General features: G+C 59.1%; 15 protein-coding genes and 1 pseudogene. 7 read left to right on the top strand and 9 right to left on the bottom strand.

Annotation, left to right across the window (positions count from 1 at the left end; all coding sequences use genetic code 11):
- Window positions 1-342: 342 nt before the first annotated feature.
- Together LDO41_RS32255 and LDO41_RS32250 are read right to left on the bottom strand one after the other, a co-directional pair.
- Window positions 343-1,566, bottom strand: coding sequence for a type II toxin-antitoxin system HipA family toxin (locus LDO41_RS32255; RefSeq protein ID WP_223995605.1), 1,224 nt, complete (start codon window positions 1,564-1,566; stop codon window positions 343-345).
- A complete protein-coding gene (locus LDO41_RS32250) occupies window positions 1,563-2,003 on the bottom strand; it encodes a helix-turn-helix transcriptional regulator (protein WP_223995604.1) in 441 nt (146 codons plus the stop codon). Before LDO41_RS32250 ends, LDO41_RS32255 begins: the two co-directional genes overlap by 4 nt.
- A gap of 826 nt (window positions 2,004-2,829) precedes the next feature.
- Between LDO41_RS32250 and LDO41_RS32245 the strand changes: the two genes are divergently transcribed.
- From LDO41_RS32245 to floA, 3 genes are all read left to right on the top strand, one after another.
- Window positions 2,830-3,006 carry a hypothetical protein gene (locus LDO41_RS32245; RefSeq protein ID WP_223995603.1) on the top strand — a complete coding sequence of 59 codons (177 nt, stop codon included), beginning with the start codon at window positions 2,830-2,832 and terminating at the stop codon, window positions 3,004-3,006.
- Between the two features lie 1,219 nt (window positions 3,007-4,225).
- Window positions 4,226-5,509, top strand: a complete 1,284-nt coding sequence (locus tag LDO41_RS32240; RefSeq protein WP_223995602.1) for an NfeD family protein — start codon at window positions 4,226-4,228, stop codon at window positions 5,507-5,509.
- A gap of 2 nt (window positions 5,510-5,511) precedes the next feature.
- Window positions 5,512-6,492 carry a flotillin-like protein FloA gene (gene floA, locus LDO41_RS32235; protein ID WP_223995601.1) on the top strand — a complete coding sequence of 327 codons (981 nt, stop codon included), beginning with the start codon at window positions 5,512-5,514 and terminating at the stop codon, window positions 6,490-6,492.
- A gap of 691 nt (window positions 6,493-7,183) precedes the next feature.
- Here floA and LDO41_RS32230 read toward each other — a convergent pair.
- Together LDO41_RS32230 and LDO41_RS32225 are read right to left on the bottom strand one after the other, a co-directional pair.
- Window positions 7,184-7,438: a hypothetical protein gene (locus LDO41_RS32230; RefSeq protein ID WP_223995600.1), complete on the bottom strand. Its 255-nt coding sequence runs from the start codon at window positions 7,436-7,438 to the stop codon at window positions 7,184-7,186.
- A 384-nt stretch (window positions 7,439-7,822) separates the two neighbouring features.
- Window positions 7,823-8,458, bottom strand: coding sequence for a BON domain-containing protein (locus LDO41_RS32225; protein ID WP_223995599.1), 636 nt, complete (start codon window positions 8,456-8,458; stop codon window positions 7,823-7,825).
- A 1,944-nt stretch (window positions 8,459-10,402) separates the two neighbouring features.
- On the opposite strand from LDO41_RS32225, the gene LDO41_RS32220 reads away from it, so the two are divergent.
- The gene (locus tag LDO41_RS32220; protein WP_223995598.1) at window positions 10,403-10,927 is read left to right on the top strand and encodes a DUF4142 domain-containing protein; all 525 of its coding nucleotides are present in this window, start codon (window positions 10,403-10,405) and stop codon (window positions 10,925-10,927) included.
- Between the two features lie 427 nt (window positions 10,928-11,354).
- Window positions 11,355-11,840, top strand: coding sequence for a DUF3597 domain-containing protein (locus LDO41_RS32215; RefSeq protein ID WP_223995597.1), 486 nt, complete (start codon window positions 11,355-11,357; stop codon window positions 11,838-11,840).
- 2,458 nt (window positions 11,841-14,298) lie between these two features.
- Here LDO41_RS32215 and LDO41_RS32210 read toward each other — a convergent pair.
- Window positions 14,299-15,699: an MFS transporter gene (locus tag LDO41_RS32210; protein WP_223995596.1), complete on the bottom strand. Its 1,401-nt coding sequence runs from the start codon at window positions 15,697-15,699 to the stop codon at window positions 14,299-14,301.
- An 89-nt stretch (window positions 15,700-15,788) separates the two neighbouring features.
- Here LDO41_RS32210 and LDO41_RS32205 point away from each other — a divergent pair, with 89 nt between their 5' ends.
- Window positions 15,789-16,679, top strand: a complete 891-nt coding sequence (locus tag LDO41_RS32205; protein ID WP_223995595.1) for a LysR substrate-binding domain-containing protein — start codon at window positions 15,789-15,791, stop codon at window positions 16,677-16,679.
- 348 nt (window positions 16,680-17,027) lie between these two features.
- Here the strand turns inward: LDO41_RS32205 and LDO41_RS32200 are convergent, their stop codons facing one another.
- The 3 genes from LDO41_RS32200 to LDO41_RS32190 all read right to left on the bottom strand — a co-directional run bounded on the left by LDO41_RS32200 (window position 17,028) and on the right by LDO41_RS32190 (window position 19,520).
- Window positions 17,028-18,038, bottom strand: a complete 1,011-nt coding sequence (locus LDO41_RS32200) for a GDP-L-fucose synthase family protein (protein ID WP_377745360.1) — start codon at window positions 18,036-18,038, stop codon at window positions 17,028-17,030.
- 577 nt (window positions 18,039-18,615) lie between these two features.
- A complete protein-coding gene (locus LDO41_RS32195; protein ID WP_223995594.1) occupies window positions 18,616-18,936 on the bottom strand; it encodes a DMT family transporter in 321 nt (106 codons plus the stop codon).
- Between the two features lie 134 nt (window positions 18,937-19,070).
- A complete protein-coding gene (locus tag LDO41_RS32190) occupies window positions 19,071-19,520 on the bottom strand; it encodes a carboxymuconolactone decarboxylase family protein (RefSeq protein ID WP_223995593.1) in 450 nt (149 codons plus the stop codon).
- A gap of 506 nt (window positions 19,521-20,026) precedes the next feature.
- On the opposite strand from LDO41_RS32190, the gene LDO41_RS32185 reads away from it, so the two are divergent.
- Window positions 20,027-20,257, top strand: a complete 231-nt coding sequence (locus LDO41_RS32185) for a tautomerase family protein (RefSeq protein WP_223995592.1) — start codon at window positions 20,027-20,029, stop codon at window positions 20,255-20,257.
- Here the strand turns inward: LDO41_RS32185 and LDO41_RS32180 are convergent.
- Window positions 20,233-21,122 (bottom strand): annotated as a pseudogene (locus tag LDO41_RS32180) (MBL fold metallo-hydrolase). The gene LDO41_RS32185 and the pseudogene LDO41_RS32180 overlap by 25 nt on opposite strands.
- Between the last annotated feature and the right edge of the window lie 28 nt (window positions 21,123-21,150).

Below are 21,150 nucleotides of genomic sequence, written 5' to 3'. Positions count from 1 at the left end.
CCGCATCAGGCGACCGCCTCCGCCCCCTGAACGGCCATCGCCGTCCTTTCCTACACTGGCTGTTTGTGGCCGGCTGGTGCCTGACGTACCGCCCGAGAGCGGCCACTGATAGCGGCATGCATGCGACGATCTTGCCGAAAGAGCGCGGCCCTGCCGCTAACGGGTATCAGCGATGTAGCCGCGCCCTTCGACGAAACTGCACTCTTGCTGATCAAGCCGCTGAAATTCCGGCAAGGCCTGCGGTGACGCAAAGCGTTAGATTTAATACGGGATGAGTCGAAGTGACGCTTTTATTGAGCTAGGAGTCGAAGCAACACCGTCGCTTAAACCATTATATTTCAACTATTTTTTAGCAGATGCTGATGGCACAGGCAGCGCCCCCTCGATGATCTTCAAGGCGTGCTCAAGCGCTTTGCGCGGCGGGCATTTTGGGCACTCATCCAAGGTCGTCGCCATGCTCTGCAATGCGATCTCGCGACACTGTGCTTGCATTTGAACGACGTCAACATCGTGGCAATGACTGAGAGAGGCGAGGCGCTCCAGATCAAGCTGATCCAGCCATTTTTCCGTACCCCTCGGGTCGGTCTTTTGCATCGCCAGCGCGGGCACCTCTTGGGGAAACCATACCTGGGTGGTGAGTACGTCGTACACGGGGGAGAGCCGCGGGCGCATGACATCGTCATAGACCAAACCAAAGTTTTTTAGATGTGCATCGCCGTTGCGTAGTGCGTCGTTCATCATGACCAGTTTCAGCATGGCCAGGCGATCTGTCGCCTGGTCGTCTGGATGTACGAAGAAGCGGATCATCTCAAACAGGTGTTCAATCGATCCGTTATATTTCCCACTACGAAACAAGCCCGACAGCGCACATGCATCTTCGAATCCGCGACGTGATCCGTCAGGGGCGATATCAAATCGGCTCATTGTCAGCGACGTGCGATCGGGGCTTAATTCAATCGCAGGAACGTCTAGTCCCGCTGCCGAGCATGCTTTCAAGCATGCATACTCAACCAAACTCGCGCCAACATAATGGGGCGAGTCGAATTTAACGATGGAGCCGTGCGCGGCGACAGTCCCGGGGCGAGTCTTTTCCGTCTGGAATGTCGACATCTTGGGCATGACGCCAGACACGCCAAACATCTCCGGAGATGTCTTCAGAATTTCGATCAGCCGCTGTGCCGCACCCTCAGTTCTGGCGGCATCTAGAATGTTTTGTTGAAGTGTGGCGTCTAGGTCCAGCGGGCCGCCGAACGTAGTGCGGCCGATGGTGTGACGACCGACAAGACGGAGCAGTGACATATCGTTATCAACGTCGATATGCTTGGCGAAGCGGGTCCTAATGGCTTCCAGCACGATGCCTTCGGGCAGGGATACCTGAAAGGGTGGGGGCACCCCGTTGTAACCAAGATACTCTTCTGCTGGCGCGCTCGGCGGCATCAGTAGCGAGACTGCCATTTGGTCCGGGACATCCGGAAGGTAACGGAAATCAATCAGGCCTGTCTCAATGTCTTCACTGAGCAAGCCGACAGGATAGTCCGAAACAAAAACCTCGAGTTCGCTACTCATTGAGATACTTTGTGCAAGAGATTCGTCTGGAGCATTGCCTGGCGCTCCCGCTCCGCTCGCATCATTTCCCTGAGCGTGGGGCGACGCCTTACGTTGCTTTCCGGGTAGGAAACTGGGGCGGTAAAGGACACCGATCCCACGCGCTGCCGGCTGGGTAATTTCGCCTGGAGCATTGCCTGGCGCTCCCGCTCCGCTCGCATCATTTCCCTGAGCAGGGGGCGACGTGTTGGCGTGACGATCGCCGGGTCTGATTGAGGGTTAAGGTTTACGCCGACCGCAGCCGCCATCAGGAGCAGATTCAACGTCGAGACGCTTTGGCCGCTCTCGATTGCAATGACGGTTGCGCGAGACACGCCCACTTTCTGGGCAACGTCGGATTGCTTGCTACCTTGTCGCTCGCGCGCGGAGCGCAAGGCTTCCCCGAGTTTGCGGCGCATTGCGTCCGCTTTTTCGTGTAGCTCTCGTCGATGGTCCATTTGACCCCCTTAACCGGGTTGGATTCAGCAAACCCGATGTCAACAATCATTGACATTATAGTAGATGTCAAGTTTTTTTGACTTCCGGAACTGACTTCGCAATTCGACGAAGGGGCGGCCTAGTGTTGACACGGCAGACGTCGGGCATCCTTTGCGGTAGGCCTCCGGCCAGTGCCGTCTGGAAGCTGGGGCATCGATAAGCACAATAGGTTACCCACCTGAACCAGTCCAAGAAACTATCCGCACCCCCAAAGCGGACATTCTGGTTTGGCCGTAACACACATTTGGGATGATAATGATCATTATGTTAAATAATACTCATCGGCGGGACCACCTTAGCTAGCGCGGGTTCCTGATGCCGCCATCCCTCTCGCGCGGCGATGTAAACCGGACGAAATCCTAGCCATTCTTCCCGTACCCCGGCGCAGACCGGGGTTTTTTTAGGGATCCAGAATGGTTGGAAAGCATGCCAGCTTCGACGAGCTTTCGTATAACGCTGTCGGCCTGCCAGTGGACGCGCTTGCCCGTAGTCTGGCCATTGCGCGTGCCTGGCAGTCAGGCCAGCAGCCCGCGCAGTGGTGGTGGGCGTCCAAGTTCTGCGGCTCGACAAGATAGAGCGAGAGGACATGGGACGCCAAATGGAATACGCACACGCGTTACGCGTCTTGGCATCGTCCGCGGCGTGGTGATCCGGTTCCCAACGATGCTTCCGCGTCCGGGCTTCTCTCCGATTCCCGCACCCGCACCGTGTCCTATCATTGATGTGCAACTCATGCGGGCCTAAGCCATGAAACTCATCGCATTCCTCTATCGTCGAGTTAGCGCGCCGATTTTGGTCGCGATTCTGCTGGCACTGCTCGCTGTCGCCTACATTCGCGACCGCAATGTGAACGAGTTGCGGCGCGCTGAAATATGCAAAGAGCGTGTCGATAAAGGCTGGATCAATGCGTGTGCCGTACGATGAGAAAAGCCCCGGATTTCTTGGGCTTTTTTGATCGCGTCCGATGGACGTGGATTTGTAGTAGTCGCCTGGTAGGCCCATGGTCGCGGCGGCACGCCTTGCCGCCGTGGATTACAACGTCGGCCACACTCGCGGGCTCCCGGGAGTCGATGCATCAGTCTCGACGTCCACAGCACCGCGTTCTATAACCTCTCAACGCCTGAGCCATGACTATTGACCATCTGCTATCGAGCGGCCGCGTCGCCGCAGTTGTGTTCGTCGTGTTGGTCTTGATCGTAGCCGTGATCTTGCTGGCTGAGAGCGACAGTCGTCGCGATTGCCGCGATGTTGCTACCGCGTATGGGCACACTGCCGAATCTTATCTCTGTGGCCCGCTTCTTTGGTGATCACCTCCTCAACGAGAAGTGTCGGCAATTCGAGGATTTCCAATCTGGCGAGACTATAGAATTTCTCGATATTGCTTCTAGTTCGCCGCGTCCCGTGTTTATTTGCGCGGCGGCCAACCAGAGCCCGGCGTGCAGTCTGGCACTGTGACGTTGGACGGCCTAGTGATCCTCGCGATCAGGACCCATTTGCGCACCCGTTTCGACCGACGATACGGTCTCGCTGTACGGATTCTTCTTCAGTTCCCGCTAGCCCGGTAGGGATCGAGACCAACAGGTTGCCCGGCTTTCTCCCGCTCTCTTGTCGATTCCGACCAGTTGTCGGCCAGCGTACCGACTTTCCTGTTGTTTGGCGTCATCCTTCGCTTAACTGGGCTGCGCGCGCGGACCCTCTACCGCCGCTCATCTTTCACTAGTGGACGTCGGCGGGGACGCTACTGAACGCGTGCGTGCCCTCACACCGTGGATCAACACAGGAGCAGCCATGACCAGGGCTATACCCCAGCATGCGGTAAGCCCCGTAGCAGCGTGTCGATCTACGCATGCAGAGAACTTACCGCGAGCTGGCCCTCCTAGTAAGGCTACGGGACTCGCTCTGCCCCGGACGGCATGTGCGCTCAAAGCGGCCAAACATAGGCCTCGTCAGCGGTCGCTTTTTTTCCGTCAAGGATCTGCTGCGGTTCGGCGATCTTCCGCAGGGAAAGAGGGGCGTCAAAGCTTGCTGAAATGCCATGCGTAGATGCATATCAATCTGGTTAGCGAGCCTCTCCCTTGTTGCTCTGGGACTATTGGTACCGTTCACCGCCGCGCAGCCTGAGCCTCAACGGCCGATTGTCTATGTGGTGAAAATCGAGGGGGTGATTGACCTCGGGCTAGCGCCCTTCGTGAAGCGCATTCTCGCGGAAGCCACCCAGGCAGGCGCCGCAGCGGTAATCTTAGACATCGATACCTTCGGTGGACGGGTAGATGCCGGCGTACAAATACGCGACGCCCTATTGAACGCCGAGGTGCGAACGGTGGCATTCGTCAACAAGCGCGCCATCTCCGCCGGTGCTCTGATCGGACTCTCTGCCGAGACGCTAGTGATGGCTACGGGCAGCACGATCGGCGCAGCCGCGCCAGTACTTTCGGGCGCGCCGGGTGCTGAAGCTCAACCCGCGAACGAAAAGACAGTGTCATACGTCCGCAAGGAATTCCGCGCCACCGCGGAAGCCAGAAAACGCCCACCACTCCTGGCTGAGGCCATGGTTGACAGTGACATAGGTGTCCCCGGCATAGTGGAAAAGGGCAAGCTACTGACCCTTACCACCGATGAAGCCCTCCAACACAAAGTCGCTGATTTCCGCGCCGAAACGCTCGAAGGCGTACTCCTTCAGTTGGGACTTCAGACTGCAGAAGTTCGCCACGCGTCGCCCCACTGGGCAGAGCAACTGGTCCGCTTTCTGACTAATCCATTGGTGAGCTCATTGCTAATCGGCCTTGGAATGCTGGGCATTGTGATCGAATTGCGTACTCCCGGATTGGGCATCGCTGGTGCCTTCGGGATTGGCAGCCTCGCACTGTTCTTTTGGGGCCACTGGCTTGTGCAGCTAGCCGGGTGGGAAGAGTTGCTTCTGGCGGGCGTCGGAGTGGTACTGCTCGCGCTGGAGATTCTTGTCATCCCTGGATTCGGCGTGATCGGGGCGCTTGGCGCCGCGGCCATGTTGGGGGCGTTGGTCCTAAGCATGATCGGCGCCGGTGATACCAGTGCGGTTGTCCTTGCGACCGCATGGCGGGTTGTCATTGCCTTGCTGATCGCTGTGGTGAGTGCCGTGGCTCTGATGAGATTTATGCCGCGTCTGCCGTTCGCTCGCCGAATGATTCTGAATGCAAATCTGGGATCTGGTCCCACGCACGGATCCACGCCGGCATCCGATCTGCACTGGTTGGGCAAACACGGCCGAGCTTCTTCGGTACTTCGCCCGGCGGGCATAGCCGAAATCGATGGCGAACGCGTCGACGTCGTTTCCGACGGAGTGCTGATCGAACCCGGTACGCCTATCGAGGTGACACACGTCGACGGCAATCGAATCGTTGTGCGGCGGATGCCGGGTGGCGTTCCGCATACTCACCAGAGGGAATGATCATGAACCAACTTTTCTTCGGATTCGCGGGAAGTATTGGAGTGCTAATCGCAGTACTCGCCGCGCTCGCCATCATTCTTTATCTCGTGCCCGTTTCTCTCTGGATCTCGGCCTGGGCCTCGGGGGCCTATGTGGGACTCTTTACCCTCGTCGCCATGCGCTTGCGGCGGGTTCCACCAGCCACCATCGTGATTGCGCGCATCAGTGCGGTGAAGGCCGGCATCGAACTATCCGTCAACGACCTCGAGGCGCATTACCTCGCCGGCGGCAATGTCACGCGAGTCGTCAACGCAATGATCTCGGCCGACAAGGCGAACATCCCTCTGCCCTTTCAGCGCGCTGCGGCGATCGATCTCGCCGGCCGTGACGTATTGGAAGCGGTGCAGATGTCGGTCATCCCTAAGGTCATCGAAACGCCGAGGATCGCAGCAGTGGCAAAGGACGGCATTCAGCTTATTGCCGTATCTCGGGTGACAGTTCGCACCAATATTGACCGGCTGGTAGGGGGCGCTGGAGAGGAAACAATCATGGCGCGCGTCGGGGAAGGAATGGTCAGCACCATCGGTTCGGCCGTGAGCCATAAACATGTGCTCGAGAATCCCGATCACATCTCCAAACACATCCTCTCCAAGGGGCTGGATGCGGGCACCGCCTACGAGATCCTCTCCATCGATATTGCCGACGTGGGCGTGGGCGACAACATCGGAGCCAAGCTACAGATCGATCAGGCTAACGCCGACAAGCAGATCGCGCAGGCCAAGGCCGAGGAGCGCCGTGCGATGGCAGTGGCTCTGGAACAAGAAATGCGTGCCCACGTGGTCGAAGCAGAGGCAGATGTGCCACGCGCCATGGCCGATGCTTTTCGCAAGGGGAACTTAGGCATCATGGACTACTACCGCATGAAGAACATGATGGCAGACACATCAATGCGCCAGGAGATCGCTAATGGCAGCGACGCTCCGATGGCAGGACAACGAAAGTAAGGGTAGAAATCATGAAGGGAACTTCTGTAGAACTCATTCTCACGGTGCTATTTGCCTTAATGGTGCTAACGGACCTCACGCTCAGGTGGTTGCGTAAGATGCGACGACCACGGCGGATCAAGGGCGAGAATGCCGCCATCCCGATATTGACGGATCTCGTCCTGTCGCCAGTTCCCCAGGACGAGCCGCGAGTGCAGTCCGTAAGGGTGGCGGACCCTGGCGCCGGCCATGCGGGACCGATAATCGTAGACCGCCACTCGCGTGGCGTCTTGCGTCACGGCCTCCTCGACGGCCGGCGGGCGGTACAGGACGGTATCGTTGCTGCCACGATTCTAAGGCCGTGTCTTGCTCACCGTCCGTATGATGCCGATTGAAATAAGAATGCATGCGCGCATCAGAATGACCACACCGAGGCGATCGATCGCCCGTTGCGCGACTGGAACGTGAGCCGTCCTATTGCTGCGAAGTTTGCACCTGGCGCTCGGCAACCCAAAGAACCGAGCGGTTGGGTGTTTGAGCTTGATCGTTGCATTGAACGAATCCTACACGGAGCGTAGAGGGAAACCTTGATCCACGTAGCGTGGATTTCGACCTAAGCCAAGGTGCGCTGCGAGATGCGAGGCTAACGCGGGAAGAGATGACGTGCAGCTGTCCATCGACAGCGTAGCTAATGGGCGCCGCGCACTAGGTCTCAACTCGTGGCGAGCGGCCTTGACAGATAGAACTCGAACCTTGCCTCCTCCACAACGCGGCGGACATGACTGTTATGAGCAGTGTCCTTCCTCGTCTCGGCGATGTCCCAATTGCGTCCTTTTACGTCCAATGGGTGGATTATTGGCATCGACAGCACGACCGCCTCGGCCAGTTCATCAGGCGGTTGATCCTTCTGCATTCGCTTGACGATCTCGGAAAGAATTTGTTCTACGGTAAGCACCTTTTTCGACATGACTGACTTCCTCTTTATCAATGGAAACCAAGCCTCTATGGCCATGAACTGTGGGCTAGCCCCTCAGCATCAGACGGAGTTGTGCGACTCACTGTTCGCACGCTCCCGTGGCCTCACTCTGTGCGACAGGCCCACACCGAGTCGGTCCGGTGACGTACCAACCTTCACACGCGCGGACCTCATCGTTGACGACGACTTCGGGTGCGGAAGCCCTGCTGACTTGATCTCGTAAAGCGGCGCTAATCATTGGAGGGCACGCTGGCCGCCTGACGCTTTAACGTCGCGGCGTTGAGTGCCGAGCAAATAGTGCAAGTTCAGCGAATACCCGTAGCGTCGCCTACGCCAAAGTTGAAAGTGCCGGCGAGACTCCGCAGCTCCACGTGATCAGCTGAGATTCAGCGTTCGCTCCGGCGACACGCCCTCGAAGCCCTCGTTCTGGCAGCGGTCGCGGACGCGAACACCATTCTCGATATCGCGCACGCCCATGACACCTTCGGTAATTTCCTCGACTAGACGACGCTCATAACGATCTTCAACTGTGCCCCCGAGTCTGATGACGCCGGCCTCTATGTGCACGGTCACGTCGGATACGTCGATCTCAGGATGCATTGCCAGCCTCTCGCATACGTCGCCCAAGACGCGCTCATCGGTCCGTACGTAGTTTTTCGGCATACGAGCGGCCATGCCAATGCGAGGGGAATGCACTTCCCGCGTGGGATGCGCCCGAAAACCAGGGTCGCCAGGATTCAGCCGCTGCGCGCCATTGAATGACTGACCGCCACTATCACTATTTCCGAAGTATCCCATACCCCCATATCTTGGCTCCTCAGCATGCTGCCGTTCCTTACGCTCCTGTGGATCATCCAGAAGCGGTACGTCCGTCGCTCGCTGCTCGGGCTGCTGAGCGGGGTCTTCGGTTAGTTTTCTGTGTGTACCGCTGTCGGGAATTTTTTCATCGCGCGTATAGCTGGGCTCATTGCGTGGTTCGTTAGCGATGAGTTTTCTCAGGAATTCGAACATGGTGTTCTCCTTGTTACATGCTTCGAGTAGTCATCCGCAATATCCGTGCCCCCGGGAACAGATCTCCGGGGACGTGGCCGAGGCATGCCTCTTGTAGCCCCGGGGCCTTAGGAAACCGCGTGAGGGATTCATGATGCGTGCGTCGTCAGCATTTTGTCGACGCAAAGGGGCCGCTCTTCCGCACGACAATTTCACGAAGGAATTGCCGGTGCTTTCGTCCAAGCAAATTGCAACCCGAGTGGGATGTGGGCGAGCCCAAATCTCGCGATCATCCTCGGACAGACAGTCTGCCGCGGTGAAGACGCTCTGCGCAGAGGAAAGGCTGCTCTCGCCTTCTTGCACTGATGCTGCGGGATCCGGATGAGAAGCGTTTGCGTAGCGTGACGGCCCGCGTAGCCAACCTGTGGATCGTGGTGGAAAGGCTCACGATTTCTGCGCCATGCAGTGGAGATCCGTCATGGCAGTTTCCGCGATAGTGCACAGCAGAGGAAGAATTGCCTGACCGACACCACGTAGGCGCGCGGCGCTATGCAATCAGGCGTCCGTGCGAGCTTCCAAACCCCAAAAAAATCCGTCCTGTGAGGGACGGATAAACAGGTACGTCGGCTGGCTTTCGCCTACGACGAAGCCTAATGGTATGTGGAATTGTCCAAGCGCGGTTTGTCCAAAAAACCTCATATTTGGACCCAGAATTACTGACCACACCTTGGGTGAATCACACGTTGGTCGCGCGGTCCCTACCGGTTCGGTCCGGTGCCGTACTGACGCCAGCGGGCAAGCATGGCACTCTGTCTCGAACACTCCACCAAAAAGCTCCGGACGAACCATGCCCAAATCCATTGCCGTAATTGAACAATGCCCGGATGACGGGAACAGCTACCAAGCCGCTTTGGATGCCTCTTTGGAGATGACATTCCCGGCGAGCGATCCTATTTCCCCAGGTGCCGCGATGGGGATGGCTCACCAATTCAGCACCGCTCGTGACCAGAGAGATTGGAAGCGTAATGCGCCGGGCAACATGCCGAAAGCAGCGGCCCCCGTGGGCACCCTCCTCCGCGTGCGTCGCACTCCCCCTGTGGCGGCGTAGGTAAAGAAAAGCCAGCCCGAAGGCTGGCCCATTGCGTCGCATCATTTCCCAACGAGATCCCGGGGCGGACTCAATGGGGGTCGGACTAATGCCACACGTCTAACCATGCTAGGCCTAGGGAACTGCGCATTCAACCTACTTTCCGGTTTTCGGTCTCGTTCCAGCAAGCAAGTGGCGGATAGCAGCTATTGATCCGCCTGGCTCGCTGCATGGCCCGCACCGAACGCCACATCCGAGCACGAAATGCTGGGATGAGATCGGCTGTGCTTCACCCGGGTGGGGCTGCGAGGATGCTCGTCCGACGCGTGGTACTCGGTAAATTTTGCGCCCGCCCCCCCGGCTACGGTGGTGCTTGCAAAAAAATGGTGCTATTCGGCAGCTCGCCGCGAAAGGGTGAAGCGCTCTCAGCTTCAGGATGACGAAGTCAACTATGACAAATAAACGCAGGCCTAATGACATGCCAGACGCCCGCAAGGATGAGTACAGTCCCTGGCCGGGATGGAAGCCCGATATAGGAGGAACGGGTCCTTCGCGCGGACGAAGCGACCGGCCCCGCCGTGCGGACAAGCTTGGCGAGGGCAGCGACCTAACGGCACATGATCAGGTCGCGGACACTCCGAATCCTAGGCCTCAGCCGCAGGATAGACGACGCAGAGACGACGATTGATACGCGCCCTCACGTTCTCTCGGTCTCCTGTCTGGGGTCAACCATTTCGCCTGGCTCAAGCCCCGGACATGTCGCCTTCATTGCGTGCTGACTGGCACCCGGATACCCGGCATGGCGTATACATATGGACGTCGTTTAACCAAACTCGATGAGGTGGCCTATGTCATCCACAAAACACGGCTTGAGCTCAATGATCGTGACGCTGGTCCTCTTCTTCAGTCCAGCGATACAAGCTGCGCCGCTGACCGATTCGCCTCAAGTCGTGCGCCCCGCTGACAGCGATGTGATCTTCATGCGCAAGGCTGCGGAAGCGGGCGCATATGAGATCGAAGCGAGCAAGGTTGCGCTGAGCAAAGCTTCCACTTTGGCAGTCAAGACGTTCGCCTCGCAAATGATTAGAGATCACGAGGCCGCAGATAAGGATTTAATGCTTCTGGCGCAGCAGGTCGGTGTCAAGCTCCCCGCGTCGCCGTCTGCCGAGAAGATGCAAGAGATCAACCAATTGGAGCGGCTGAATGGCGCCGCGTTTGACAAGGCCTATGTGCAGAATGTAGGCATCGATGGGCATCAGGATGCTGTTGCGATGTTCCGGAAGGCTTCCGACAATGCCAAGAACGACAGGATCAGTGCCTTCGCAAAGAAGACGCTACCGACCGTCACGCATCATCTCGGGATGGCGCACAAGCTCGCGCGCGAGGTTGGCATGGGCCAATGACCAATGTCGTTATTTTTGAGCGGCGGCCTTGCTCTCGCCTCATCCAATCATTGCCAGTTGTTCAAGCGCCATTGACCTTAGCCCGATCGACCGGAAGGCTACCTTGGCCAGTTGAGAATGGAGCCTTATGGGCTCTTGCAGGGCGCGCTTAGTGTCGTCGAGCCGTCGAGAATCGACGCCAGGCGGTGCCCGGTGAAGTCGTAAGGGGACGCGCGGGGCAGACGTGCGAGACGCAGCAATTGCCAGCGCGATTCCTTTTGACACACAGGCAGAACAAAACCCTCGGATATCCGGTCTTGCATTGTGCCAAGTGAATACGTCAGGCCCACGGGCGCTATGGCCCCTCCCAGCGCTTGTGCCTCGAGGGCGCTGACCGGAACGAAACTTGCGGCGATTGACACGCCTTTCAAATTAAAGGAGATAGGCCATGAGTATTTTCAAGGATATTCTTAATAAGCTATTGCACCGCGGCGACCAGCAGGCGCAAGCCACTACGGGAGTGGCAACGGGCGCGCCAGCTGGCGACACCGGCGCGCCTCTCTCCGGCACAACCTCAGGCGGCCAGCCTGCCCTCGGCAGTAAGGCTGCCGAAGCACAGCCAACGACAGGCGCAGCGTCGGGAGCTTCAGGCGCGCCCTTGCCGACCGCGCTAGCGCAAGTGGACGTCGAAGGCGTGATGGACAGCGCTGTGAAGGAAGCCGGGGAGACGCTTAACTGGCGCACGTCGATCGTCGATACACTCAAGGCACTCGGTATTGATAGCAGCCTTGAGCATCGTAAAGCGCTGGCGAAGGAACTGAATTACTCGGGTGACACGAACGACTCCGCCGCCATGAACACCTGGCTACACAAGCGCGTGATGCAGGAGTTGGCAAGAAACGGCGGCAAACTACCGAAAGGACTGACGGAATAATTGACGCCCAGAGTTCGCGTGCCAGATGGGCCATTCGCGCCATACCAGTGGAACTCAAGTCGATACTGTCCTGCCAGCACCACCTTTCGCCCAGCATGACGCGTCCATCAAATCAAATAGTGGCATCGACTTCTATGCGTGGGAAGTCGAGGGCGTCAAGCACGTAGGCGAGACTTCGCCGCAGGTTTTTCTGAGGAGTGCGAGAGTAGCGGCATCGAGCGCGGCTTGCTTCGCCTCCAACAAGAAGAGCATGCAAGCAAGTAGCGAAACGGGAAACAGTTCTGCCGTGTGTTTGCCCACCCGCGTGGTCGAGGCACCGCGATTGGAGGAAGGTGATGACATCGCAAGCAATGCGGATGGGTCAGGCGCGTTCGCCGCTAGCGGAAACTACTGGTGTCCGAACCCCTGCTATTTTGGACAGATTCGCGTCTTGCGATCCCCTCTACTATTTACTTCGCCGTGCGGTGCGCCAGGGCCCACGACGAATAAGAATGTAGGTTCCTGTTATCCGCCCCGCCCCCCGGGGCGGATCTTTTGCGTCATTCGAGAGATAAGTCGGCGGGTTGCGAGCGGCATGCCGACGACGGCGCTGGCGTACGTCTGAGCGCCAACGACTAGCCTCTGCACACGCACTCACGCCCTCCTGGCGATACCCTCGCATTTCAGGTGAACAAAAAAAATCCGCCTCGCAGGACGGATGAATCGTGTTCAACTTCTGATTTTCGTCGTTCGGCTGGCGCGCTTTATCGACGAAGCCCGATGCTACGTTAAACCCCATCAATCCGGGCCGTCCGAAATGCATCGAATGTGGACGGGGAGGCGCTCAACTCCTGTGTCCGGCCGCCACCTTGTTCGAGCCGATATCCTCGCCAAAACAACGCCACAAGGCCCTTCTAGCCGCCCCTGAACCGCAGCGGTGGAAGCGCGCGCAAAAAAAAGCCCCTGGAGAAGGCTCCTAGGGGACGGGAAGAGTCGCAGGGGTCAACGCACGACGAGTGACATTTTGCATCCTTTGTGATGCCTTAAGCATCCCCCTCTAAAGAGCGGGACAAGTTGAGGGAGTTTGACCACCGCGGTTCTCGCGTCCGTACTAATGCTCTCGCTGGTAGCCATACGAGAGGTATAAATGACTTTTAAATCCCTTTTACATCTAGTATCTGCTACGTTGGTCGCGAACATTACGGCACCTTCCAATCGAGTTTCGTTCGGCATCCGGTTGACCGTCAGCCTTTGCAAGACCTTCATGGAGGTTCGTCCGAATGGCCCCCGCCAGTTCTTCATGTAGCGACACTCATCGCGCCGTGCGATGGAACCCCACGATGCGGTGGTATCTTTTAGGAAGGTAGAACGACACTCTGCAAACAAAAAAAATTTACAGGCGAACGCGGCGCCCTCTTTGTCATTCGTGCCCTATGTCATTGTCTGGACAACAACACCGCCTTGTTCGTCGTTTGAAAGCAGGTTTTCACCTCCGCATTGTCCGTTCTGTCCTGAGTCAATCCCCTGTCTACTGCGAACTTCTATCCGCTCAGGCGCAGGAGGCCGTCGAGGTTATACCTATGTGGCGCATCCACAAGCTTCTTGCCACTCGTCTCGTTCGCTTAGACACCAACGACATGTCAACGGCCCACGAAATCGTGCTTTTGGTTAATCCAGACTGACCCGCAGGTCGATGGCCTTGCATCGCCCATGCAGCGATGAATGTCAGATGGATTGAAGACGGCGTGGAACAAGGGCCGAATCCTACGGCCAAGAGCTGATGCCCGGCATGGCGTTTGTGTAAGGACATGCTCTAATCCAAATTCAATGAGGTGGATGTCGCTAATTACGCCTTAGGCCCTGTCGCCGTGACGCTGGGACCAGGGCGCTCGCGCTAACCGGATCAGTTGGATTGACTTTTTCATTGAGGATGCCGGCGAACGGACCGGTCCCACAGTATCCGTCTGCAATGCTTCATTGAAGAACCAGCTCGGCAAGTAGGCCTGCCCGATGCCGACCCCTCGCGCGGCGAGTAGTGCGTCTCGCGAGCTGGGCACTGACTGAACTGACTTTGGCAGAGGCATCCCGGGGGCGCACAGCAGTGGCCCTCCCAGCGCCCGCATCTGTGGATCCTGGCGATGGTCAAGCGTCCAATGCCCCGCGCGCTTTCGGACTTCGCCTCATGGTTAGCAAGCGAGAAAAAGAAAAGCCCGCGTAACCCAAGGTCATGCGGGCAATAGAGAAATCGTTAGGGATTAACGATGCCCGTACTATGAAGACGCAAATCTGCGTCCGTATTCCCCACGAAAGTGGGTTGTATGAACACATCTAAATGTTATTCGCGCTTGAAGCAAGCTATAAGCTATTTGCGCAGCTAAGCTAGTTCCTTGAGCTAGGCTAACCTCGGACGCTTCACCGATTCGATCCGGCCACCCGGCGGCCTATAGCAGGCCGGTGTGGCCCGGAACTGCCGGAAACTCTATGCCGTTGGCACTTCAGATACACGCTGGAAACGCTGCAACCGCAGCGCGCTGAAGCAGCCGCCCAGCAGCGCGGTGGCTCCACCGATCCACAGGGCCATGGCCGGCCCAGCCGCCGACCACGTGTGGAAGCACTGCGCCACGAGCGCCGCACCCATGGTCTGGCCCATGAGCCGCGAAATGGCGATGATGCCGCTGGCACCACCGCTGCGCCCTGCCGGCGCGCTGCTCATAATCTCGCGCATATTGGGCGCTTGGAACAGCCCGAACCCTACGCCGCACAGGGCCAGCCGGAGCGCAATGCCCGCTTCGCTGACATGCGCGGGCATCAGCGCCAGCGCCCACATGCCGATTGCGAGGATGGCCAGTCCCGCGCTGCACAGCACCGCGAGCGAGACCCGGCCGTTGTCACTCAATGGCGAGACTACCGCTGCCATGACCGCGACGACGAGCGGCCATGCCGCGAGCACGAATCCCGTGCGGACCACCGTGATGCCCAGCGTGCTCTGCAGGAGGAAAGGCAACGAAACCAGAGCTAGCGACTGCGTGGCAAATGCGCAGATCGACGTCAGCGAGGAAAAGCCGATCGAGCGCATGGCGAGCAGATCAATCGCCAGCATCGGCGCGGGATGGCCGCGCTGCAACCGCAGGAGCACGAAGAACAAGACTGTCGCCACAGCGACAAGCGATAGCGCGATGTTCGGCGTGTTGCCATTCTCGAGGAGGCATATCCCCAATGTCAGCAGCCCAAGTAAGGCCGTGCAGAGCACCGCCGGCGTCGGTTCGAAGGGCCGAGGCGCGTGAACGCCCCGCGGCAGGTAGCGCAGTGCCAGCGCGATGGATGGCGCAGCGAGCGGCACGTTGATCAGGAACAACCAGTGCCAGCTGGCGACGGACAACACGGCCGAGGCAACCACCGGTCCAAGCGTGAATCCGATGGCGACCACCAGCGCATGCGCCCCTAGCCCTCGTCCAAGCATGTGCGGGGGATAGATATGCCTAACAACTGCTGCGGCGACACTCGACATCGCTGCAGCACCAATACCCTGTAGCGCACGCCCGAGGATCAGCACCCAGAACGCTGACGCGCCGCCACAAAGCGCGGATGCGAGCGCGAACAGCGCGACGCCGCACGCAAAGACCGCCTTGTAGCCGACCCGCTCGCCCAGCGAGGCAAACGGCAGCAGCATCGCGATCATCGAGATCTGATAGGCATTCGCGACCCAGATCACAGCAGCCTCGCTGGTGCGGAGACTCTCCGCGATCTGCGGCAAGGCAGTGTTGGCAATCGTAGTGTCCAGCGAGGCCAGGATGGATGCGCACATCAATGCGGCCATCGCCAGGCGGCGCTCGTTCGTGGGGACGGGCAATGCAGCGGCAAGCGTGTCGGACGGGGTCATGATCTCTGGAGGCCTCCTTGGACTGATCATCCGTCCGGAGTAACATCTACGTCCAATATTGTTTCGATGACTATTGATACATAGTTCGTATGATGGATCTCCGCCGCCTCCGCTACTTTGTCGTCCTCGCCGAAACGCTTCACTTCAGCCGCGCCGCCGAACGCCTCAATATTGCCCAGCCACCCCTGAGTCATCAGATCAAGGTACTGGAGGAGGAGTTGAGTGCGAAGCTGTTCGAACGCACGAACCGCCGCGTCGAACTGACGCCCGCCGGCAAGGCGTTGCTGCCGGAAGCCCAGGCATTGCTCGCCCAGGCAGAGCGAGCCAGTGCCATCGCCGCGCGCGTCCAGCGAGGAGACCTGGGCGAATTGCGTGTGGGATTCACCAGCGGGGCGGCGCTCACCGGCGTCATTCCACGCCTGATCCTCGCGTATCGGCAGCGGCGTCCGGGCGTGCAGGTACGCATCGCGGAGCTCACCACGCAGGAGCAGCTCGCGGCGATGCTTGAAAGACGAATCGACGTGGCGTTCGTGCGCAGCGTCGAGACGCCCGACCTGCCGCCCACGCTCGGGACGATCCGATTGTTCGAGGACGCCTTGGTGGTAGCGCTCCCCTCCAAACACCCACTAGCAAAGGCCAAAGGTCCGCTACCCGTAAGCGCGCTCGCAAACGAGGAGTTCGTGATGTTCCCCCGGGATAGCGGCACCAGTGTGCTCGTGCAAATTCTTTCGCTATGTCGCTTGTCGGGCTTTGCGCCGCGCGTGGTACAGGAAGCGCTAACCGCGGTAACCATCGTCGGGCTCGTCGCGGCGGGACTCGGCATCGCGCTGGTGCCGGCATCGTTCGGACGCGTCGCGGCAACCGGCGTCGCCTACCGCAAGTTGCGCGACAAGGGAGCGAAGTCGGCGATGTGGATGGTGTTTCGTACAGGGGTTGTGTCCGAGCAGGAACTGGCGTTTCGCGAGCTGGCGGGCACCTGACAATCAGTTGCGCCGCCGCTGCTTTTTGCCTTATCAAGGCTCTCCCCGCGGCCCAATGCCAGGCGGCTGGCGGATAGGTAATTTCACAGCAGCCTACCAGCGGGAGGCCGACCGGATTTCCGATACCACACGAGCTACTCCGCCAAGCCGAAGTTTCGATCTGCGCGCCAACTTTACCCGTTGCCGAAAGCTAACCAAGGCTCGCGCGAGGTTCTGCACTGCCATGGCTGCAATAGCCGGGCCGACTCCATGGCTCCCTTCAGCTCACGGCGAATTTTATCGAGCACTTGCCAAGTTGAAACGGCGCGATACAGAGACGTGGCTCGGCGAAGACGCAAAGCGATTCGGCTAGACAGATTTTTCCAATGCCCGAGGCGTATCAAGACTGGCGGCCAAGCGGCCAGTGGCCAGTGCATCGCAGTAGGCCAGTTGCAACCCGGCCTCGAATTCAACCAATGGAACCCAGCCTGTGGCCGCAATGGCGCTGCAGGCGAGAACCTTGCGTGGCGTTCCGTCGGGGCGCGTGGAGTCGAACACAATCTCGCCGCGATACCCGACCACCTTCGCGATTAACACTGCAAGGTTGCGAATTGAGATCTCGATGCCGGTACCGACGTTGAAGAAGCCGGTCGGGGCGCTAAAGGCCCGGTAGTCCTCGGCGGCCAATTCCATCACACGCACGCATGCCCGCGCCAGGTCGTCTGCGAAAAGGAACTCTCGCATCGGCGTGCCCGAGCCCCAAATCGCGACGGTCGGCGCGTGTGTCACCCGCGCTTCGTGGAAGCGGCGGATAAGTGCCGGAATAACGTGGCTGTTCTCCGGGTGATAGTTATCGCCGGGCCCATAGAGGTTGGTTGGCATAACACTGCGGTAGTCAACGCCGTACTGCCGGTTGTAGCTCTCGCACAGTTTTATCCCAGCGATCTTGGCAATCGCGTAGGGCTCGTTTGTTGCCTCCAGTTCTCCGGTCAGCAGCGCGCTCTCATGTATCGGCTGCGGCGCCAGGCGTGGGTAGATGCAGCTCGAGCCCAGAAATAGCAAGCGGGTCACGCCATGACGCCATCCTTCGTGAATGACATTGACCGCGATGGCGAGGTTCTGCTGGATGAATTCCGCGGGGTAGTTGTTATTGGCATGGATCCCGCCCACACGCGCGGCCGCAAGATATACCTCATCGATCCGCTCGGCGGCGAAGAAGTCGCGCACTTTCCGCTGATCGGTCAGGTCCAGTTCTGCACGGGTGCGGCACACGAGATCGACATCCGCGCGGTGCGATAGCGCGCGCGTAATGGCGGCGCCAACCATACCGCGATGACCCGCGACGAAGACACGTCTTCGGCTTTTATTCATAATGGTCATAGGGCCTGAAACCGGCCGTTTTGATCAGGGTGTCGTGTCGAGCGGATACGACGTCCGCGCCTATCATTTCTTATATTAGTTCTGTAAGGGTGGTGCGCGGCGTCCAGCCCATGCGCTCGCGCGCTGACTATGACACCGCCGCCGGCTTGCGTCGCTCGTGACACCGGTGATCAGCGATCGCCGTTGCACGACGCGTTCGATGATGCACACCGCAAACTCCAGCGTACCGGGGGCCAAGGACTACTCCGTCGATAGCTCCCCCGTGGCCCGATGGGCCAAGTTGACGAAAGAACTTTAGGGGCGATGCAGGGACGTGTACTGTCTGTTAGCCCACACAGGTGCAGCCAATAGCCCCGCTTATCCGGCCACGCAGGCCCGCTTTTCATTCCCACCCCTTTCAATCGACCTATATTTGAAGCCTTTCCACAATTGGCTTAGTGCGCTTTAATTCATCCTTGATGAAAGGGGCAACACTATTGCAGACCGCGCTGGCCGATACCGCTGGCGACGGTGTCAACGTCGCACTGTCAATGAATGTAGCGCCTAGAACAGCGCCATCGCAGGGGCGGCGCGAACCCTAGGTCGTGGAGACGAGCTTCAGGCCGATAACCCCGGCCAGAATCATTGCAATGCACCCGACTCTGGGGAGTGCCGCAGAGTCTCCGAGTATGGCGATACCCATGATCGCCGTCCCCGCGGCACCTATTCCGGTCCAGACCGCGTATCCAGTCCCGACAGGTACGGTACGGAGGGCGCTGGAAAGAAGCACGACGCTCGTCACGCCAGTGAGGACGGTGAGCACAGCCGGTACCGGCCGCGAGAAGCCCTCGGACGCCTTCATAAAGAAGGCGAAGGCGATTTCCAGCACCCCCGCTATGCCAAGCAGTATCCATGCCATTTCAGTAATTCCAGTGTGAGTTGAAAACTAAGAGGCGCCTGCTCACCGCACCGACAGGTATTACGCCGATCGGTGCGTTACGCCGTTACATCCGACGCTCGGACACCCTTCTCCTGCATGAACCGTTTGGCTCGTCAGGCTGCGGCAGCAGGGGTCGCACGGAATGCAACGCCAAAACGGTTGAAGGCGTTCATCAAGGCAATGGCATACGTTAGATCGGCGAGCTCCTTTTCACCGAACTCGGCGGCTGCGGCCTGGTAGTCGGCGTCTGGGACGCCAGTCTCCGAAACCCGCGTCACACTTTCCGCCCAAGCCAGCGCGGCGCGTTCACGAGTGCTGAAAACCTTGCCGGCCTCGGCCCATACGGGTACAAGGACCAGCTTCTCCACATGAAGTCCCGATTTCAGCAGATCGCGGGAATGCATGTCGATACAGTACGCACAGCCATTGATCTGCGAAATCCGCAGATAGACAAGGTCGACGAGCTGCTTCGGAAGCCCGCTTTTCTGAAGCGTCACGTACACGTTTCCGAAAGCCTTGTATCCCTCGGGAGAGGCCTTGGTGTAGTCGATTCGTTGGGTCATGAGGATCTCGATGGGGTTGATTGAGGAGTCAATGTTGAATCCTGATAGACCATCGATGAAGGGCCATGATGAGAGATATGGACTGGGCCATAGACATCCTTTGTCCAGACCATGCTTCACAGCAATATCCCGATACTTGACCCCTAGGCTTTAGAGGCCGCGATAGCGATACACAGGGCGGGCTCTGATAGCACGGGCAGGCATCCATGCCTTGCTATCGCCCGACACGCTGCGCACGCCATTGCCACGCATCTACTCAACCACGTGCGGACCTGCGCGTGGTGCAACTCCTGCTGTGCCATGCTGGTATCTTCACCACGCGGATCTAAAGGCATGCCGCACGCGAACGGCCGCGGCAGATTATCCGCGCGGTTTATCGCGCTATGGCGGGCTGCCCTCGATTGTTAGCGTATGCCGGAAGCTGTTGGCAGCGTACGAGATTTATCGCTTGGACAGGATCGTCAATACTTCTCACACCAACGATGCAACCACATAGGAGTATTGCCATGCCATTCGCCAACTTCAAATTCCCGGAAGGAACCCTCGATCATGCTCGCAAGGAGGAAATCATCCACCGCACGACCGCCATGTTTGTCGAGTACTTCGGTGAAGGCGCCCGCCCTCACTCAATGGTGCTCATCGAGGAAGTCGCGGACGGCGGCTGGGGGCGCGCCGACGAGACGTTGACGCTGGAGAAGATGGGACTCGCGGCTCAGGCCGGAACAGGTCGAGCGTAGGTCCACTCGAACCCGTCGCCGGCTCGCGTGATAACGCCGGCCGACGTCTCCGCGAAATGCGCGGCGAACACCGTGGCCCCCGTTTCCGCCGCACGCTCGAGCAAAGCGAGGCGAGAAGCGCGGGCCTGCTCCGGATGCTGGCAGAACATCGAGTTCCAATGAGGATGGTGCACCTGCACCGCGCTGTGCATGACGTCTCCCGAAAACAGCGCCGTTTCGCCGCGTGAGCGAATCTCGATGGCCATGTGCCCGGCACTGTGCCCGAACGTCGGGATGAACCGGATGCCGTCCAGAACTTCCGCGCCCGCATCGGGCACGGTGCGCGCCTGCCCTGCTCCGATGACCGGGGCAACGCTGTCCTCGAACACCATGCGGCGCGGGGCGCCTTCCGGCGTCGCAAAGAAGTCACGCTCACGTTCGCCGAAGACATAGGTGGCATTCTCAAACAGCGGCACCCACCTGCCCTCCCGCCGATGCGTATTCCAACCCACATGATCGACATGCAGATGGGTCAGCAACACGTAATCGACCTGCTCTGTATGAAAGCCCGCCGCCTCGAGGCGCTCGAGCACCGGGTTATCGAGCAGTCGAATAGCGCGCTGAAAGGCCGCGACTTGCCATTCCCGATGCCAGTATCCACAACGATGGTGTGCCCATCTAGCTCGACGAGCCACAGGTGCGTTTTCAGCGGTACGCGTCGAAGGGTGAGGTCGAGGCTTTCTGCGGCGAAGCGCTCCGCCAGCGCGCGTCCGTGGTCCTCGGTCCATGCCGGGAACAGGCGTTCAGGGGCCAGCGGAAAGACCGTCTCGTCAATGCGGGTAATGGTTGCGGCGCCCACTCGGTGGACATGTGGAAGGGTCATCATGGACATACGGACGCTCGCGGCGTCTCGG

Source organism: Cupriavidus pampae (genome assembly GCF_914271485.1).
GTDB classification, from domain to species: Bacteria; Pseudomonadota; Gammaproteobacteria; order Burkholderiales; family Burkholderiaceae; genus Cupriavidus; species Cupriavidus pampae.
Note: the sequence above shows the minus strand (reverse complement) of the source record. Positions and strands in the feature narration are given on the sequence as shown.

Coding starts and splice junctions, on each gene's coding strand:
- LDO41_RS32255 (WP_223995605.1), bottom strand. CDS start 1,566: ATGAGTAGCGAACTCGAGGTTTTTGTTTCGGACTATCCTGTCGGCTTG.
- LDO41_RS32250 (WP_223995604.1), bottom strand. CDS start 2,003: ATGCGCCGCAAACTCGGGGAAGCCTTGCGCTCCGCGCGCGAGCGACAA.
- LDO41_RS32245 (WP_223995603.1), top strand. CDS start 2,830: ATGAAACTCATCGCATTCCTCTATCGTCGAGTTAGCGCGCCGATTTTG.
- floA (WP_223995601.1), top strand. CDS start 5,512: ATGAACCAACTTTTCTTCGGATTCGCGGGAAGTATTGGAGTGCTAATC.
- LDO41_RS32230 (WP_223995600.1), bottom strand. CDS start 7,438: ATGTCGAAAAAGGTGCTTACCGTAGAACAAATTCTTTCCGAGATCGTC.
- LDO41_RS32225 (WP_223995599.1), bottom strand. CDS start 8,458: ATGTTCGAATTCCTGAGAAAACTCATCGCTAACGAACCACGCAATGAG.
- LDO41_RS32220 (WP_223995598.1), top strand. CDS start 10,403: ATGATCGTGACGCTGGTCCTCTTCTTCAGTCCAGCGATACAAGCTGCG.
- LDO41_RS32215 (WP_223995597.1), top strand. CDS start 11,355: ATGAGTATTTTCAAGGATATTCTTAATAAGCTATTGCACCGCGGCGAC.
- LDO41_RS32210 (WP_223995596.1), bottom strand. CDS start 15,699: ATGACCCCGTCCGACACGCTTGCCGCTGCATTGCCCGTCCCCACGAAC.
- LDO41_RS32205 (WP_223995595.1), top strand. CDS start 15,789: ATGATGGATCTCCGCCGCCTCCGCTACTTTGTCGTCCTCGCCGAAACG.
- LDO41_RS32200 (WP_377745360.1), bottom strand. CDS start 18,038: ATGACCATTATGAATAAAAGCCGAAGACGTGTCTTCGTCGCGGGTCAT.
- LDO41_RS32195 (WP_223995594.1), bottom strand. CDS start 18,936: ATGGCATGGATACTGCTTGGCATAGCGGGGGTGCTGGAAATCGCCTTC.
- LDO41_RS32190 (WP_223995593.1), bottom strand. CDS start 19,520: ATGACCCAACGAATCGACTACACCAAGGCCTCTCCCGAGGGATACAAG.
- LDO41_RS32185 (WP_223995592.1), top strand. CDS start 20,027: ATGCCATTCGCCAACTTCAAATTCCCGGAAGGAACCCTCGATCATGCT.